The organism is Azospirillum sp. TSO35-2, assembly GCF_003116095.1.
Lineage (GTDB): Bacteria > Pseudomonadota > Alphaproteobacteria > Azospirillales > Azospirillaceae > Azospirillum.
Genome location: NZ_LGRA01000018.1, coordinates 216155 through 230038, shown reverse-complemented (window position 1 = coordinate 230038; position 13884 = coordinate 216155). Strand labels below are relative to the sequence as shown.

At 71.2% G+C, this 13884-nt stretch carries 17 protein-coding genes and 1 riboswitch; of the genes, 7 read left to right on the top strand and 10 right to left on the bottom strand.

Annotated features, from left to right (window positions below; translation table 11 throughout):
• Positions 1-56 precede the first annotated feature (56 nt).
• Positions 57-608 (top strand): hypothetical protein, encoded by a 552-nt coding sequence (locus TSO352_RS12035; RefSeq protein ID WP_109107582.1) that lies wholly within the window; start codon positions 57-59, stop codon positions 606-608.
• Positions 609-669: 61 nt separating this feature from the next.
• On the opposite strand, the gene TSO352_RS12030 is transcribed toward TSO352_RS12035, so the two are convergent.
• From TSO352_RS12030 to TSO352_RS11990, 9 genes are all read right to left on the bottom strand, one after another.
• Positions 670-1059: a cytochrome c family protein gene (locus tag TSO352_RS12030; RefSeq protein ID WP_109107581.1), complete on the bottom strand. Its 390-nt coding sequence runs from the start codon at positions 1057-1059 to the stop codon at positions 670-672.
• 74 nt (positions 1060-1133) lie between these two features.
• Complete coding sequence (locus TSO352_RS12025; RefSeq protein WP_109107580.1) at positions 1134-2054, bottom strand: U32 family peptidase; 921 nt, start codon at positions 2052-2054, stop codon at positions 1134-1136.
• Between the two features lie 13 nt (positions 2055-2067).
• A complete protein-coding gene (locus TSO352_RS12020) occupies positions 2068-3054 on the bottom strand; it encodes a peptidase U32 family protein (protein WP_109107579.1) in 987 nt (328 codons plus the stop codon).
• A gap of 4 nt (positions 3055-3058) precedes the next feature.
• Positions 3059-3706, bottom strand: coding sequence for an SCP2 sterol-binding domain-containing protein (locus TSO352_RS12015; protein WP_109107578.1), 648 nt, complete (start codon positions 3704-3706; stop codon positions 3059-3061).
• Between the two features lie 116 nt (positions 3707-3822).
• Complete coding sequence (locus TSO352_RS12010; RefSeq protein WP_109107577.1) at positions 3823-4260, bottom strand: hemerythrin domain-containing protein; 438 nt, start codon at positions 4258-4260, stop codon at positions 3823-3825.
• Positions 4261-4420: 160 nt separating this feature from the next.
• On the bottom strand, positions 4421-4921 hold the full coding sequence (locus tag TSO352_RS12005; RefSeq protein ID WP_109107576.1) for a DUF2249 domain-containing protein: 501 nt from the start codon (positions 4919-4921) through the stop codon (positions 4421-4423).
• Between the two features lie 100 nt (positions 4922-5021).
• On the bottom strand, positions 5022-5537 hold the full coding sequence (locus TSO352_RS12000; RefSeq protein WP_158284573.1) for a hemerythrin domain-containing protein: 516 nt from the start codon (positions 5535-5537) through the stop codon (positions 5022-5024).
• A complete protein-coding gene (locus TSO352_RS11995) occupies positions 5519-5791 on the bottom strand; it encodes a DUF1858 domain-containing protein (RefSeq protein WP_109107574.1) in 273 nt (90 codons plus the stop codon). Before TSO352_RS11995 ends, TSO352_RS12000 begins: the two co-directional genes overlap by 19 nt.
• A gap of 151 nt (positions 5792-5942) precedes the next feature.
• Entirely contained in the window at positions 5943-6659 is a 717-nt protein-coding gene (locus tag TSO352_RS11990; RefSeq protein ID WP_109107573.1) for a Crp/Fnr family transcriptional regulator, read from the bottom strand.
• Positions 6660-6822: 163 nt separating this feature from the next.
• Between TSO352_RS11990 and TSO352_RS11985 the strand changes: the two genes are divergently transcribed.
• Positions 6823-7992 (top strand): NnrS family protein, encoded by a 1170-nt coding sequence (locus TSO352_RS11985; RefSeq protein WP_109107572.1) that lies wholly within the window; start codon positions 6823-6825, stop codon positions 7990-7992.
• 20 nt (positions 7993-8012) lie between these two features.
• Here TSO352_RS11985 and TSO352_RS11980 read toward each other — a convergent pair whose 3' ends face one another.
• The gene (locus TSO352_RS11980) at positions 8013-8312 is read right to left on the bottom strand and encodes a hypothetical protein (RefSeq protein ID WP_109107571.1); all 300 of its coding nucleotides are present in this window, start codon (positions 8310-8312) and stop codon (positions 8013-8015) included.
• 249 nt (positions 8313-8561) lie between these two features.
• Positions 8562-8690: riboswitch (TPP riboswitch) on the top strand.
• A gap of 116 nt (positions 8691-8806) precedes the next feature.
• Here TSO352_RS11980 and TSO352_RS11975 point away from each other — a divergent pair.
• The 5 genes from TSO352_RS11975 to TSO352_RS11955 are packed head-to-tail and all read left to right on the top strand — an operon-like array spanning position 8807 to position 13877.
• Positions 8807-9889 (top strand): long-chain fatty acid--CoA ligase, encoded by a 1083-nt coding sequence (locus tag TSO352_RS11975; RefSeq protein ID WP_247872055.1) that lies wholly within the window; start codon positions 8807-8809, stop codon positions 9887-9889.
• 6 nt (positions 9890-9895) lie between these two features.
• Positions 9896-11362 carry an acyl-CoA reductase gene (locus tag TSO352_RS11970; RefSeq protein ID WP_199231574.1) on the top strand — a complete coding sequence of 489 codons (1467 nt, stop codon included), beginning with the start codon at positions 9896-9898 and terminating at the stop codon, positions 11360-11362.
• Positions 11363-11372: 10 nt separating this feature from the next.
• Positions 11373-12119: an ABC transporter ATP-binding protein gene (locus tag TSO352_RS11965; RefSeq protein ID WP_247872054.1), complete on the top strand. Its 747-nt coding sequence runs from the start codon at positions 11373-11375 to the stop codon at positions 12117-12119.
• Positions 12116-12868 (top strand): ABC transporter permease, encoded by a 753-nt coding sequence (locus TSO352_RS11960; protein ID WP_109107569.1) that lies wholly within the window; start codon positions 12116-12118, stop codon positions 12866-12868. The genes TSO352_RS11965 and TSO352_RS11960 overlap by 4 nt, the downstream gene beginning before the upstream one ends.
• A 4-nt stretch (positions 12869-12872) precedes the next feature.
• A complete protein-coding gene (locus TSO352_RS11955; RefSeq protein ID WP_109107568.1) occupies positions 12873-13877 on the top strand; it encodes an ABC transporter substrate-binding protein in 1005 nt (334 codons plus the stop codon).
• Positions 13878-13884 lie beyond the last annotated feature (7 nt).

The window sequence follows — 13884 nt, the reverse complement described above, 5'->3', positions numbered from 1 at the left end:
CACAAAAAAGGGGTACGCTGGCAATCCGCGCGGCCAACCGATTGATAGGAGACCAGATGCCTGCCGAAACGGGCGACATCGTGTTCTTTCCGGGAAAGATCGGGCACATCGGCATGTTCTACGATGCGAACCGCATCATCCACGCCACGAATTCCGAGAACTTTCACCTCTCCGACAATCAGACGATGGACGGAGGGTCGATCAGCTACATGACCAGCCGGGCGTTCCGCCCGCCCTGGTCGAAGCTCCCCGCCGGGCAGGAGGCGGTGAAGAAGGCCGAGCTGCGCCGTGTTGCCGACCGCATGAAGGACATCGCCACCTACGGCCTTTACCGCGCCTTCCGCCTGTGGGCCGGCAACAGCAGCTTCGGCCCCGGCGCCGAAGCCCGGCTGGCCAAGTATCGGGCGCGGCTGGACGGCACGGCGACCGACGCCGACCGGAAATTCGTGACCCACATCACCTGCTCCGAGGCGGTGATGCTGACCTACCAGCTGGCCTTTCCCGACCGGGAAGCGCCGTTCTTCATCCGGCTCGACGCCGCGCACACGATGCCGAACACGTTGGCCGACTGGCTGCAGAAGAACGGATGGACGGCGGAAAGCGTGTGAACGCCCGAACCGCCGCCCCTCTGCCGGAAAATCGGCCGGTGTCGTCACCGGCCGACCGGTGTCACTCGCTGTTCTTCTTCAGGAAGGCGATCAGATCCTTGCGGGCCTGCTCGTTCTTGACCCCGGCGAAGGCCATCTTGTTGCCCGGCCGCGCGGCCTTGGGATCGGTCAGGTAGGTGTCGAGGCTGGCCTCGTCCCAACTGGTGCCGGCGTTCTTCATCGCGTCGGAATAGGCGAACCCGTCGACGGAGCCGGCCTTGCGGCCGACGATGCCGTGCAGGTTGGGGCCGACGCGGTTGGGGCCGCCGGCCTCGATGGTGTGGCAGGCCTTGCACTGGGAGAAGACCTTCGCGCCCGCCTCGGCGTCCTGCGCCGCGGCGCTGCCGGGCGCCATCATGAACAGACCCAGCGTCACGCCGGCAACGCCGAGCGCGGCAACAAATCCTGTCATCCTCTGCACCTTTCCTTGTGGAGTTGAAACGTCGGCCGGCAGCACCGGCGGACTCCGGAAGGCGGGCGCGGGGGTTACGCCGGTAAAGCGGCCCCGGCGCTGGCGACGTGACGCGCGCCCGCCGTGTCGTGGAAGAAGCCGTTGACGAGCGGGGCGTCGATCAGGCCGCCCAGTTCGGCCGCCACATCCCGCCCGTCGCGTTCACCGTCGATCAGCGCGCGGAACGCCTGGGCCACCCGCACCATGTCGACGGCCTGCGGCGACAGGCGGAAGCGGTCGACGCCCATCGCGACCAGCGCCTCCAGCTCCTCCGCCAGGCAGAGGCAGCCGTGCGACATCGTCTGGGTGCCGTTGACCGCCAGGAAGGGCTGGCCGTCCATCGTCGTCACCGCCAGGCCGTCCGGATCGTTGCCGCAGACGAACTGGCAGCCGTCCTTGTGCAGCCCATGGGCGCGGGCGTGGTAGCAGCGGGCGGAGATGGCGAGCGGGGCGCGGCCGAACACCTGCACCTCCACCGCGACGCCATGCTCCCGCCCGGCCTTCGCCAGGGTGGCGACCGAGGCCGCCGGCAGTTCGGCCGGCAGCGACACCGCCACCGCGCCGCGCCCGGCCAGCCAAGCCAGCGTCGCCTCGTTGTAGAGGTTGATCATCGGGCCGACGGCGTGGGGACGGCCGGCCAGCAGGGCCAGCGCGCCCATGTCGTTGGCCTCGATCGTCATCCCCTCACCGGTCACGAGGTCGCGCATCGCGGCGCGTTCGCGGTCGCTGCCGACCAGGATCGGGCTGGCGAACCAGACCGTCTTGCCGGCGGCGGTCAGCCGCTCCACCACCTCGCCCATCGCGTCGGCGAAGAAGGGCGCCCGCTTGAAGCAGACGATCTCGCCGACGATCACGGTGTCGACCGGCGCCTCGTCGGCGATGCGGGCGTAGAAGTCGCGCCAGCGGTCGACCGGCCAGTTGAACAGGACTGGTCCAAGCGTCAATGACGGCATCATGAAGTCTTTCCTCTCAGCGCCACGCGCGCTTGTAGGCGCCGGTCGTCTGGGTTCCGCCTTCGACCATCGCCTGCAAATCCAGCCGCGGCACCGGCTGCCCGGCGGCGAAGGCGGTCAGCGCCTCGCGGTAGGCGCCGACGACCGCGCCGATGTAGGCCTTGCCGCGCTGCCGCCCCTCGATCTTCAGGGCGTGGACCCCGGCCGCCTTCAGCTCGGGCAGCAGGTCCATGGCGTTGAGGCTGGTCGGCTCCTCGAACAGGTAGGCGGGGGTGTCGCCGGCGACGAAGCGGCCCTTGCACAGGGTGGGGTAGCCGGCCGGCTCGTCGGCGCCGACGACGTTGATGGTGAAGTCGCCCAGCTTGGTGGCCAGCGCGGTGCCGCGCGGCTCGTAGCGGACGTGGCTGGCCGGGGAGCAGACCCCCTGCTTGTTGGGCGACAGCCCGGTCGCGTAGGACGACAGCGAGCAGCGCCCCTCCGCCATCGGGCACAGGCCGCCGAACACGAACACCTCGGTCTCGATGTCGACCTCGGCGTTCAGGCGGGCGATCTCCGGCACGGTCAGCACGCGGGGCAGCACGACGCGGCGCACGCCGAACGCCTCGCGGTAGAGCCGGATCGCCTCGGCGTTGGCCGCCGATGCCTGGACCGACAGGTGCAGCCGCAGGTCGGGGTGGCGGCGCGCCGCGTACTCCAGCAGGCCGAGGTCGGCCAGGATCACCGCGTCGACCTTCAGCCGGGCCGCGTCGTCCACCGCGCGCTGCCAGGGGGCGAGGTTGCCGGCCTGGGGGTAGGTGTTGATGGCGACGAAGACCTCCACCTTGCGGGCGTGGGCGTAGGCCACCGCCTCCGCCACGTCGTCGCGGGTGAAGTTCAGGCCGGGGAAGTTCCGTGCGTTGGTTTCGTCGCGGAAGCCCAGATAGACCGCGTCGGCTCCGGCATCGACGGCGGCGCGTAGCGCGGCCGGGGTGCCGGCCGGGCAGATCAGTTCGAACCCGTCCATTCGCCTAAACCTCCGACGCCGGGCGCGTTCCGGCAAGGCGCGCCTCCACCCGGTCGAGCCCACGCCGCAGCGGCGGGGGCAGCAGCCGGCGCGCCGCCTCCAGCCGGTCGAGCGCCGGCCCGGCGTTGCGCCGCAGCACCGGCAGGACGCGGGCCAGCGGCCCGGCGATGGACGCGGCGTCGGCCATCAGGTCCATCTCCTCCCCGTCCAGCGTGTTGCGGAGCGCCAGGATCAGCGCGGTGTCGCCCTCGATCGCCAGTTCGCGGCGGAAGAACAGGGCGTCGCCGTCGATGCGGCCTTCCAGCAGGTCGAGCAGCCGGGCGTAGGGGCCGCGGATGATGGCGTCCGGCCTTGCGGCGTCGGGTCCGGCGTCGTCGTCGCGCCGGGTGACCCGCAGGGACAGCGCCGGCCCGACGCGCAGCGTCAGCGCGGCCGGCGTGTCCACCGGCTCGATCCGCAGGCTGGCTTCCGGCATGCTCCGCAGGGTGGCGAAGGCGCGCGGGTGGCGGGCGGCCAGCCGTTGGAACAGGCGGTCGAGCAGCGCGTCGCTCAGCCGCCCGCCCAGACGGGGGACGAGCCCGAGCCCCGCGCGGCCCAGGCGCATTTCGAACAGACGGGCGCGGTCGTCAGGTGTGGTATCGGGATCGCGCATCGGCGGCTCCCCTCCATGTCACTCGTTTGCATCACTCGTTTACAAGGGCCATGAAACGCGATACGGACCGCCCGTCTTTGATCAAGGTCAAGCTTACGCTGGAAAATCCGCGGCCATTATGCCGCACCGGCCAGCGCCACGCGGTCGATGACGTCGTACAGCTCGTGGTCCTCGCGGGCGATGCGCTGTTTCAGCGCGGTGACGACCTCGCGCGTTTCCCGGACGAAGGTGTCGGGATCCTTGGCGACCGCCAGCGGGCCGGGCCAGCGCGTGCGGTAGCGGTCGAAGCGCGCCCGCAGATCGCCCATCTCGGTCTGGAACCGCGCGGCGGTGCGCTGGAGCCCGGCGTCGGGATGGCTCATCAGCCGCGGGTAGAGCGCGCTGTCCTCCAGCGAGAGATGGACGGCGAAGATGCCGAACAGGTCGCGCACCGTGGCGGTCAGCGCGGTGGTGTCCGACGCCACCGTCGGCGACGTGAGCAGTGATTCGATGCGGCCGACCAGCCGGCTGACGGTGGCGTGGTGGTCGCGGTAGAGGGTGGTGCTGATCATCATGGTGTCTCCAACCGGTGCCGCGGGTTGTGTGGGCGGCGTTGGGACCAGAGTGCCGGCCGGAGCCCCGGTCATCGTTGCGCCGGCGCAAGCAGCGCGGCGAAAGACCGGATCGCCGCCGGCGACCGCGGCGCAAGGCGCGCGGTCGCCGGTCCCACGGCCGTCAGCCGCACATCCCGCCGCAGCAGGAGCCGTTGCGCCGCGCCAGCAGGCGTTCGTAGGGCAGGCTGACGACGCCCGCCGGCGGGATCACGCCCTGCAGCAGCGACAGCACGTCGGCCGGCATGGTGCCGGGCGGGCAGTCGGTCACCTCGCAGACTGAGGCGCCGGTGCCGGTCGGGCCCAGCGGTTCGTCGGCGGCGGCGATGACGACGTCGCCGTCCCGCTCGATGCGGACACGGTAGAGGGTGGCGGCCGCGTTCACCGGCCGGCCGATGCGGACGCGCCAGGCCCTGGGACCCTTCTCCTGGTAGTCCCAGGTGAAGCCGGGGCCGAAATGGCTCAGCAGCTGGTGGTGCAGCGGGCGCGGGTCATGGTCGTTGACCAGCACGAAGGCCTCGCCGGCCGCCAGGCCCTGGACGGCCTGGAAGATCAGCGGGTGGCGCTGGAAGGGCGGGATGGTCTGGAGGTCGATGACCGGATCGGTTGCGGCGGAGGTCTGCATCGTGGTCCGTCTGACAGCGTGGGTGACGGCGGGAGCGCCTGTGCCCTGCTGTAACCCGGACCGAGCGATGCTTCTTTGCTCCAGCACAAACAAGCGCCGCTCAGTGGGGCGGCGCTGCTGCCCCGGCCATGGCGCCGGCGAACGCTGCGTCGTCGGCCGGCGACAGCAGGGCGTCGGTGGCGGGCAGCAGGGTGGTTTCCTCTGTTTCGATGTGCGCCACCAGCGCGTCGACCAGCTCGCCGCCGAAGCTGTGGAACACCGGCCAGGTCTCGCTGTCGAAACCCTCGCGCAGCGCCAGCCGGCACAGCCGGCCCAGGCGCCGGGCGAGCGGCAGGATGTGGGCATGGTCGGTCAGCAGCGCCGCCGTCAGCTCATGCCCGCCCGCGGCGGCGAGCGCGGGGAACAGCGCCTCCTCCGCGGCGAAATGGCCGTCGAGCCCGCCATCCAGCTCGTCGGCGAGCGTGGCGACCAGCGCGCGGTCCGGCGACGCCGCCAGCGGCGGCGGGACGGCGTCGCCGGCGTGGCGGCCGAGGAAGGCCTCCAGCCGGTCGAGCAGGTCGAGCACGCGGTGGTGGTCGTCGTGCAGGATGCGGCCGGTCAGGCTGTCGGTGTGCATTCCCGGGACTCCGTGGGGGTGTGGGGGGCCGGCGTTGCGGCGAGGTCGGACAGGAAGGCGTCGAGGTCGAGCCCATAGGCGTCGGCCGCTTCGCGCACCGTCATGAAGGGTGCCATCGCGCATCCCGGGCAGGCCAGACCGCGGCGGAGCAGCACCGGGACGCACGCGGGACGCAGCCGCATCAGGTCGGCCATGGTCAGGTCGGCCAAATTCGTATCCGGTTGTGGCGGGCGGCGCCTGTGATCGGCGTCCATGGCGTCTGCTCCCTGCGGCGTGACGAAGGCGGGACCTCACCCTACGCGCCCGCCCGGCCCCGCTCTTTGCGCCGCCGCAAGCAGAAGGACCGATGAGGCACGACGGTCCCCGCTACCGGCCCCCGCTACCGGCCCCCGCTACCGGCCCTGGTCACCGGTCCGGGCGGAGCGGCGGCAGATCCTCGGCGATGGCGACCAGGGCGTGGGGCTTGCGGATCACCACCTGCTGGCGGCCGCTCTCGACGATGCCCTGGCTTTCCCAGGCCGACAGCGTCCGGCTGACGGTGTGCAGCGTGGTGCCGGTCATCTCCGCCACATCCTGGCGGGACAGCGGGAAGTCGATCTCCACCCCGGCCTCCACCCGCCGGCCGGCCTGACGCACCAGACGGATCAGGGCGTGGGCGATGCGGCGCTCGACCCGCTCGGTCGACACCTCGCGCAGCCGGTTCTGCACCTCGCGCAGCCGGTCGCCGACGATGGTCAGGGCGTTCATGGCGATGGCGGGATGGCGCTCCATCAGCACGGTCATCGCCGCCGTCGGCCAGGACAGCGCCAGGCTGTCGGACACCGCGACGGCGTCGGCGGGATAGAGGCCGTCGGTGAAGATCGCCAGCGTGCCGAACATCTCGCCCGGCCCGATGAAGCGCATCACCACCTGCTGCCCGTCCGGTCCGGTCTGCACGATCTTGACCCGGCCGTCGATCAGCGCGTGCCCGGCCGCCGCCGTCTCACCCTGGCTGAAGATGGGCGTCCCCTTGGGCACCCGCCGGGGGCGGGCGTGGCGGACGACCTCGGCCAGCGCGTCGGCGTCGAGGCCGGCGAACAGCGGCATGCCGCGCAGCACGGCGGGATCGGGGGACGGCGGCATGGCGGTGATCCTGTTGCTGCGTGGCGGGGTGGCGCTGCCAGTGTACCCATTCGCTCGTACCCATTCGCACACGAATTTGTTGTCCGTCAAACCGCCGGCACCCGATTTCGGGCAGGATGGCGCCATCCGGGGGCCGCGGACCAACCAGCAGAGGCTTGCCGTCATGAGCGTTTCACCCGCCGTCACCAGCGGCCACCGGCTGATGTACCCGGCCGCGGCGCTGTATGGCGCGCTGATGGTGCCGCTGTGGGTTGCCCAGTTCAGCGGCCTGCTGCCGCTCGGCTGGACGGCGGCGGTGCACGCGCACGAGATGGTCGGCGGCTACGCGCTGGCCGTCGTCGGCGGTTTCCTGATGACCCGGCTGTCGCGGGCGACGCTGGCGCTGGCGGCGCTGTCCTGGCTGGCGGGGCGGCTGGCGATGCTGGCGGGCCTGCCGCCGGTGGTGGCGCTGCCGGCCAGCTTCGCCTATCCGCTGCTGCTGTTCATCGTCGCCGGCGTGCCGTTCCTGCGCGGCGCGCGGAGCGGGCACAACGCGGTGTTCGGCCCGCTGATCGCCGCCTTCATCCTGTCCGAAGCCCTGTTCTGGGCGGCGGAGCTGGGCATCACCGGCGGCGGCGGAGCGCCGTTCGGCCTGGCTCTGGTCGGCACGCTGCTGATGACGATGGGCGGGCGCGTCATCCCGGCGGCCACCGCCGGCGCCCTGCGCAGCCAGGGGTTGACCCTGGTGCAGCGGGTGCAGCCGCGGCTGGAATGGATCGGCATCGCCGGGGCCGCCGTCGCCCTCCTGTCCGCCGCGTCCGGCCTGTACCCGGAGGTCGGCGCCGTCGGCGCGATCCTGGCCGGGGTCAGCGCGCTGGCGCGGCTGGCGCGCTGGCGGACCGCCGCCATCCTGCGGCATCCGGAGATCGCCAGCCTCCACCTCGGCTATCTGTGCGTCGGGGCCGGCTGGGTGCTGGCGGGGGGCGGGACGCTGCTCGACCTGCCGGGCGCCGCGGCGTGGCACCTCCTGGCGGTCGGCGGCTTGGGCATCCTGGCCAACGCCATGATGCTGCGGACGGCGCTGCAGCGGGAGGCGGAGGCGGTCCGCTTTCCGCTGCCGGCAACGGTCGCGGTCGGGATGCTGGCGGGGGCGGCGCTGCTGCGGGTGGCCGCGCTGTGGTGGCCGGCGATGCCGCCCCTGGTCGGCGCGGCGGTCCTGTGGACGCTGGGCCATCTGCTGATGGCCGCCGTCCTGCTCACCCGGCGCCGACGGTCGCCGCGGCGTCTTTCAGAATCAGATCGGGCAGAATCAGATCGGGGCCGTCACAGGAACGGCCCCTCACCGGTGTCATGAGGTCGGCGAAGGCCGACCCGTTACATGCAGGTCGCCTGCGCCGTCATCAGCAGCTCGGCGCCCTTGGCGTGCTTGCTGGTCGCGGCGGCGGCGTCTTCCGCCTTGCCGCTGGCCATGGCGGCGTTGAGCGCCTTCATCGCGTCCAGGACCGTGACGCGGTCGGCGCCGGTGATCTTTTCCGAGGCGCACTTGCAAGACTTGGCCGTCTCGGCCGACTTGTCGACACCCGTGCACAGAGCTTCGAAATCATCGGCGAACGCGACGGCCGGAAACAGGGCGGCGGCAAAGACGGCGGCGATCGCAAGCTTGGTCTTGAACATTTTTTGAAATCTTTCGAATGGATGATGCGGAAGATATGCTTACAATTTCGAATAAAAATCAAACTGTATTCTCGATTGGCGTCATGGACAACAAACAGTGCCAAATGAATGTGGTAAGTTTGTTTCGCAGTTGCCTGTCCTGCATTTCGCCATCGTCTCCCGCCGCCATCTTCCGCCGCCGACGGATGGCTGCGGTGAAACGTCGGTGAGCAGCCGTTGACAAATGGCCGAGCGCTCTTCTAGGCTTTGCCGCGTTCCCTGGGGCGCCTCGTTAGGAGGCTGAGACTCCGCCGGTCCGGACCTTGGTTCGGACAACGCGGTGACCCTTAGAACCTGATCCGGGTCATGCCGGCGTAGGGATGCGGGACGTTGCGGCCTCGATTGCGCGGCCGTGCTTTGACCGACCCCACGCGCACGCCCGGAACAGCCAGCGCCTCCCCCGGTCCATCGCCGGCGGAGACCGGGAATCCGATGGCGGAAAGGTGCGGGCGGACGTGAGCGACGAAGCGATCTACCAGGGCATGCTGGCGTTCATCGACGCCGGACAGGCCAGCGATGCGGAGTTCAACGCCAAGGCGCTGGAGATCTTCGCCCACCAGTTCGAACACAATCTGCCCTACCGGCGCTTCGCCATGCAGCGGGCGAAGACGCCGCGCAGCGTCAGGAGCTGGCGCGACATCCCGGCGGTGCCGATCAACGCCTTCAAGGACCTGACCCTGAGCTGCCGCCCGGCGGAGGAGTCGGCCCGCATCTTCATGACCAGCGGCACCACCAGGGGCGGCATCCGCGGCCAGATTCATCACACGACGCTGGCGGTCTACGACCGGTCGATGATCGTCAACTTCCGCCAGCGCGTCATGGCGGGGGCGGACCGGCTGCCGATGGCCGTGCTGTTCCCGGATGAGGAGGCGATGCCGAACTCCTCGCTGGCGCATTATCTGGCGCTGGCGCTGCGGATGTTCGGGACGGAGGGCAGCCGCCATTTCATCGGCGCCGACGGCTTGGACATCGACGGGCTGTTCGCGGCGCTGGCCGCGGCCGAGCGGACCGGCGAGCCCTTCGCCCTGCTGGGCGCCAGCTACAGCTTTGTCCATCTGATGGACGCGATGGAGCGGACGGGCCGCCGTTTCGCGCTGCCCGACGGCAGCCGGATCCTCGACACCGGCGGCTTCAAGGGCCAGTCGCGCGAGTTGGAGCCGGACGCGTTCTACGGCCAGCTCTCCGCCCGGTTCGGCGTGCCGCGCGGGCGCTGCATCAACATGTACGGCATGACCGAGCTGAGCACCCAGTTCTACGACGACGGCAACGCCACCTGCCCGTCGCTGAAGTCCGGTCCGCACTGGATCCGCAGCCGCGTCGTCAACCCGCTGACCGGCCAGGACGTGCCGCCGGGCAGCGTCGGCGTGCTGGTCCACCATGATCTGGCGCACATCAACTCGGTCGCCGCCATCCTGACCGAGGACGCCGGCATCCTGGAGGCGGACAGCGGCTTCCGCCTGCTCGGCCGCGTCGCCGGGGCCGACGCCAAGGGCTGCTCGCTGGCGGTCGATGATTTCCTCACCGCGGCGCGGGGCTGACGGGTCGTGGCCGCCGTGGGGAGCGCCGAATACGCCGGGCATCTGCCGGGCCTGTCCGCCGACGCGGTGGAACGGCGGGTCCTGACCTTCCGCGGCGTCGGCGGGGCGGTGGAGGTCGCGGTCCCCGTGCTGACCGCGGCGCAGGTCGCGCGGGTGGCGGAAACGGTGCGCGCGGCCGCCCACGGCTATCTGAAGACCCTGACCGTCGCCGAGATCGTCACGATCCTCGACCGCGCGGTGGCGCGGCTGCTCGACCGTGATGACCCGTGGCGGCAAAAGGCCGAACGGCTGCTGCCCATCGTCACCGGCTATGACGCCGAGATGGTCCGGCTCGGCCTGACCGGCTACCTGAAGACCTTCCGTGCGCCGGAGCTGCGCAAGTTCCTGGCAGAGGATTTCGCCAGCCCGCAGATCCTCGACGACTTCCAGCCGGTGCCGAAGGGTGGCTTCGCCCGCGCCTTCGGGCCGGACCTGCTGCTGCATGTCTGGGCCGGCAACGTGCCGGCTCTGCCGCTGTGGAGCCTGGTTTCCGGCCTGCTGGTCAAGGCCGGCACGGTGGGCAAGCTGCCGAGCGCCGAGCCGCTGTTCGCCGGCTGGTTCGCGCAACTGCTGGCGGAGATCGACCCGCGGCTCGGCGACTGCCTTGCCGTGGTCTGGTGGAAGGGCGGCGACGAGGCGGCGGAGCGGGCGTGGCTGGCCCAGGCCGACACGGTGGTCGCCTATGGCGGCAACGCGGCGCTGGCGGCGATCCGCGACCGCGTGCCGGTCACCACCCGCTTCCTGCCCCACGGCCACAAGATCAGCGTCGCCCTGGTGTCGCGCGCCGCGCTCGACCCGCGCCGGGTGGGGGAGGCGGCGCGGCTCGCCGCGCACGACATCGTCCGCTACGACCAGCAGGGCTGCTACTCGCCGCAGACCCTCTTCGTCGAGCGCGGCGGCCGGGTGTCGCCGCGCGATTTCGCCGGCTGCCTCGCCCATGAGCTGGCGGCGCTGGCCCGCAAGTTCCCCCGCCGCGAGCTGTCGATGGCGGAGGCCGGCGCCGTCGCGTCCTGGCGCGACGCGCAGGAGATGAAGGGCTTCGCCGATCCCGGCCGGCTGCTGCTGAGCGACCCGGCCGGCGGCTGGTGCGTCGGCTACACCGAGGCGGCGGAGGGACCGGCGCCGGGCGGGCTGAACCGCACCATCACCGTCGTCGCCGTCGATAGCCTGGACGAGGTGGCGGCGCGGCTGGCCCCCGCCAAGGCGTTCCTCCAGACCGCCGGCATCGCCGCGTCGCCGGAGGAGCTGTTCCGCCTCGCCGGTCCGCTGGGCGCCGCCGGGGTGACGCGGATCTGCGCGCTCGGCCGGATGACCGCGCCGGAGGCCGGCTGGCACCATGACGGGCGCTTCAACCTGCTGGACCTCGTCACCATGACCGAGATCGAGCGGTCGGCGGAGATCGCCGCCGACGGCTTCGCCCGCTATGCCGACTGAGCGGCCGGCCATGGGTTTCGTCGACATCGAGCGGGCGCGCTTCGGCTACGGCACCGAGCCCGCCATCGTCGACGGCGTCGACTGGACCATCGGCGAGGGCGCCTTCCATTGCCTCGTCGGCCGCAGCGGCTGCGGCAAGACCACGCTGCTGAAGCTGGCGGCCGGGCTGCTGGCGCCGACCGCCGGCGCCGTGCGCATCGGCGGTGCGGCGGTGCGGGCGCCGCGGCCCGACGTCGGCTTCGTCTTCCAGGCGCCGACGCTGCTGGAATGGCGCAGCGTGCTCGACAATGTGCTGCTGCCGATGGCGTTGCGCGGCCGGCCGGGGCCGCAGGACCGCGCCCGCGCGTTGGAGCTGCTCGACCTCGTCGGGCTGTCCGCTTATGCCGACCGCGGCCCGCGCGCCTTGTCGGGCGGGCAGCAGAGCCGCGTCGCCATCGCCCGCGCCCTGGTCACCCGGCCGGCCTTGCTGCTGCTCGACGAACCCTTCGCGGCGCTCGATGCCATCACGCGGGAGGAGTTGCAGGACGACCTGCTGCGGCTGTGCGCGCGGCACGGCACCACCGTGCTGTTCGTCACCCACGACATCGCCGAGGCGATCTATCTCGGCGACCGCGTCGCGGTGATGGCGGCCGGGCGCCTCAGCCACACGCTGACCGTCGATCTGCCGCGCCCGCGCCCGCCGGATCTGCGCTACGACCCGCGCTTCAACGATCTGTGCCGGGCGCTGCGCCACGCCATGGACGGGGAGGGCGCATGACCCGCGGGCGCCTCGCCTCCTGGCTGCTGCTGCCGGCGCTGCTCGCCGCGTGGGAGGGCTATTGCCGGCTGTCGGGCATTCCCGCCCTGGTCGTCCCGCCGCCGTCGGCGGTGGCCGCCGCGCTGTGGAACGGTCTGGCCGGCGGCCGCCTGCTGCCGCACATCGCCATGACCGCCACGGAGATGGCGTTGGGGCTGGCGCTCGGCTGCGTCGTCGGCTTCCTCGCCGGGGTGGTGCTGGCGGAGGCGCCGGGGCTGCGCCGGCTGCTCTACCCCTACATCATCGCCAGCCAGGTGGTGCCGAAGCTGGCGCTGGCGCCGCTGTTCATCATCTGGTTCGGCTTCGGCATGACCTCCACCGTGGCGATCACCGCGCTGATCTGCTTCTTCCCGCTGCTGGAAAACACCCTGACCGGGTTGGAGCAGACCGACCCGAACAAGCGCGAGCTGTTCCGCATGCTGCGGGCGACCCGGCTGCAGACCCTGCTGCGGCTGAAGATCCCCTCGGGCCTGCCGGTGATCCTGGCCGGGCTGCGCGTCGCCGTGGTGCTGGCCCTGGTCGGCGCGGTGGTGGGCGAGTTCATCGGCGGGCGGCAGGGGCTTGGCGCCTCGATCATCGCGGCGCAGGGCATGATGGACAGCGCCCTGATGTTCGCCCTGTTCGCGCTCATCACCGCGCTCGGCATGATCGTTTACCAGGCCACCCTCCGTCTGGAGCGGTGGCTTTTGAACCGCCAGTCGAAAGGATAGAGGTATGGTCCTGTTGTCGCGTGCCGCGGGCGTCGCCGCGCTGGTTGCGTCCCTGGCGCTGGGCCTCGCGCTGGGCGACGCCTCCGCTGTCCGGGCCGAGGGGCTGGACAAGGTCACCGTCGCCGGCTGGAGCCAGCCGATCAGCGAGATCACCAACCTGCTGGCCGAACCCGACAAGGGCTTCTTCAAGGCCAAGGGGATCGCTCTCGACTATGTCCCCGGCACCGGCGGCGGGTCGGCAATCCAGACCATGCTGACCGGCAAGGCCGACGTCGCCTTCACCGACCCGGCCTCCTTCTATCTGGCGCTCGACAAGGGCGAGAAGCTGGTCGCCATCTACGACATCTACCCGCAGAACGTCTTCAACGTGGTGTCGCCCAAGGCGCGCAACATCACCAAGCCGGCCGATTTGAAGGGCAAGCGGATCGGCGTCTACAGCCTGTCCAGCGGCACCCGCCAGAACCTGGACGTGCTGCTGCATCAGGTCGGCCTTGCTGAGCAGGACGTCACCATCGAGGTGACCGGCCTGCTGAACTTCGCCCCCGTCATCCAGGGGCAGGTCGACGCGACCGCCGCCACCGACACCGGTCTTTACGTCGCCAAGCTGAAAGGCCTGCCCGAGGTGAACGTCATCGAGGTGCGCGACACGCTGAACCTGCCGAGCGACATCTTCGTGGTGACGGAAGAGGCGTACCGCACCCGGAAGCCGCTGCTGTCGCGCTTCCTCGCCGCCTACCGCGACAGCGCGTCCTGGATGATCGCCAACCCGGAAGAGGCGGCGCGCATCGCCGTGACCCGCGCCATCAACGGCTCGGACGAGGCGGTCAACCTCGGCATCATCAACCTGCGCAACAGCTCGTCCCTGTCCCCGGCGACGGAGAAGGACGGGCTGGGCGCCTTCGAGCCCGGCGTGATGCAGAAGGGCGCCGACACCTTCAAGCAGCTGGGCCTGATCGCCAACCGGCTCGACATGGACCAGCTGGTCCGCACCGATCTGATCCCCAAGTAACGGAGGC

Coding starts and splice junctions, on each gene's coding strand:
- TSO352_RS12005 (WP_109107576.1), bottom strand. CDS start 4,921: ATGCAGACCTCCGCCGCAACCGATCCGGTCATCGACCTCCAGACCATC.
- TSO352_RS11985 (WP_109107572.1), top strand. CDS start 6,823: ATGAGCGTTTCACCCGCCGTCACCAGCGGCCACCGGCTGATGTACCCG.
- TSO352_RS12030 (WP_109107581.1), bottom strand. CDS start 1,059: ATGACAGGATTTGTTGCCGCGCTCGGCGTTGCCGGCGTGACGCTGGGT.
- TSO352_RS12020 (WP_109107579.1), bottom strand. CDS start 3,054: ATGGACGGGTTCGAACTGATCTGCCCGGCCGGCACCCCGGCCGCGCTA.
- TSO352_RS12000 (WP_158284573.1), bottom strand. CDS start 5,537: ATGCACACCGACAGCCTGACCGGCCGCATCCTGCACGACGACCACCAC.
- TSO352_RS11960 (WP_109107569.1), top strand. CDS start 12,116: ATGACCCGCGGGCGCCTCGCCTCCTGGCTGCTGCTGCCGGCGCTGCTC.
- TSO352_RS11995 (WP_109107574.1), bottom strand. CDS start 5,791: ATGGACGCCGATCACAGGCGCCGCCCGCCACAACCGGATACGAATTTG.
- TSO352_RS12015 (WP_109107578.1), bottom strand. CDS start 3,706: ATGCGCGATCCCGATACCACACCTGACGACCGCGCCCGTCTGTTCGAA.
- TSO352_RS11990 (WP_109107573.1), bottom strand. CDS start 6,659: ATGCCGCCGTCCCCCGATCCCGCCGTGCTGCGCGGCATGCCGCTGTTC.
- TSO352_RS12010 (WP_109107577.1), bottom strand. CDS start 4,260: ATGATGATCAGCACCACCCTCTACCGCGACCACCACGCCACCGTCAGC.
- TSO352_RS11965 (WP_247872054.1), top strand. CDS start 11,373: ATGGGTTTCGTCGACATCGAGCGGGCGCGCTTCGGCTACGGCACCGAG.
- TSO352_RS12035 (WP_109107582.1), top strand. CDS start 57: ATGCCTGCCGAAACGGGCGACATCGTGTTCTTTCCGGGAAAGATCGGG.
- TSO352_RS11980 (WP_109107571.1), bottom strand. CDS start 8,312: ATGTTCAAGACCAAGCTTGCGATCGCCGCCGTCTTTGCCGCCGCCCTG.
- TSO352_RS11955 (WP_109107568.1), top strand. CDS start 12,873: ATGGTCCTGTTGTCGCGTGCCGCGGGCGTCGCCGCGCTGGTTGCGTCC.
- TSO352_RS12025 (WP_109107580.1), bottom strand. CDS start 2,054: ATGATGCCGTCATTGACGCTTGGACCAGTCCTGTTCAACTGGCCGGTC.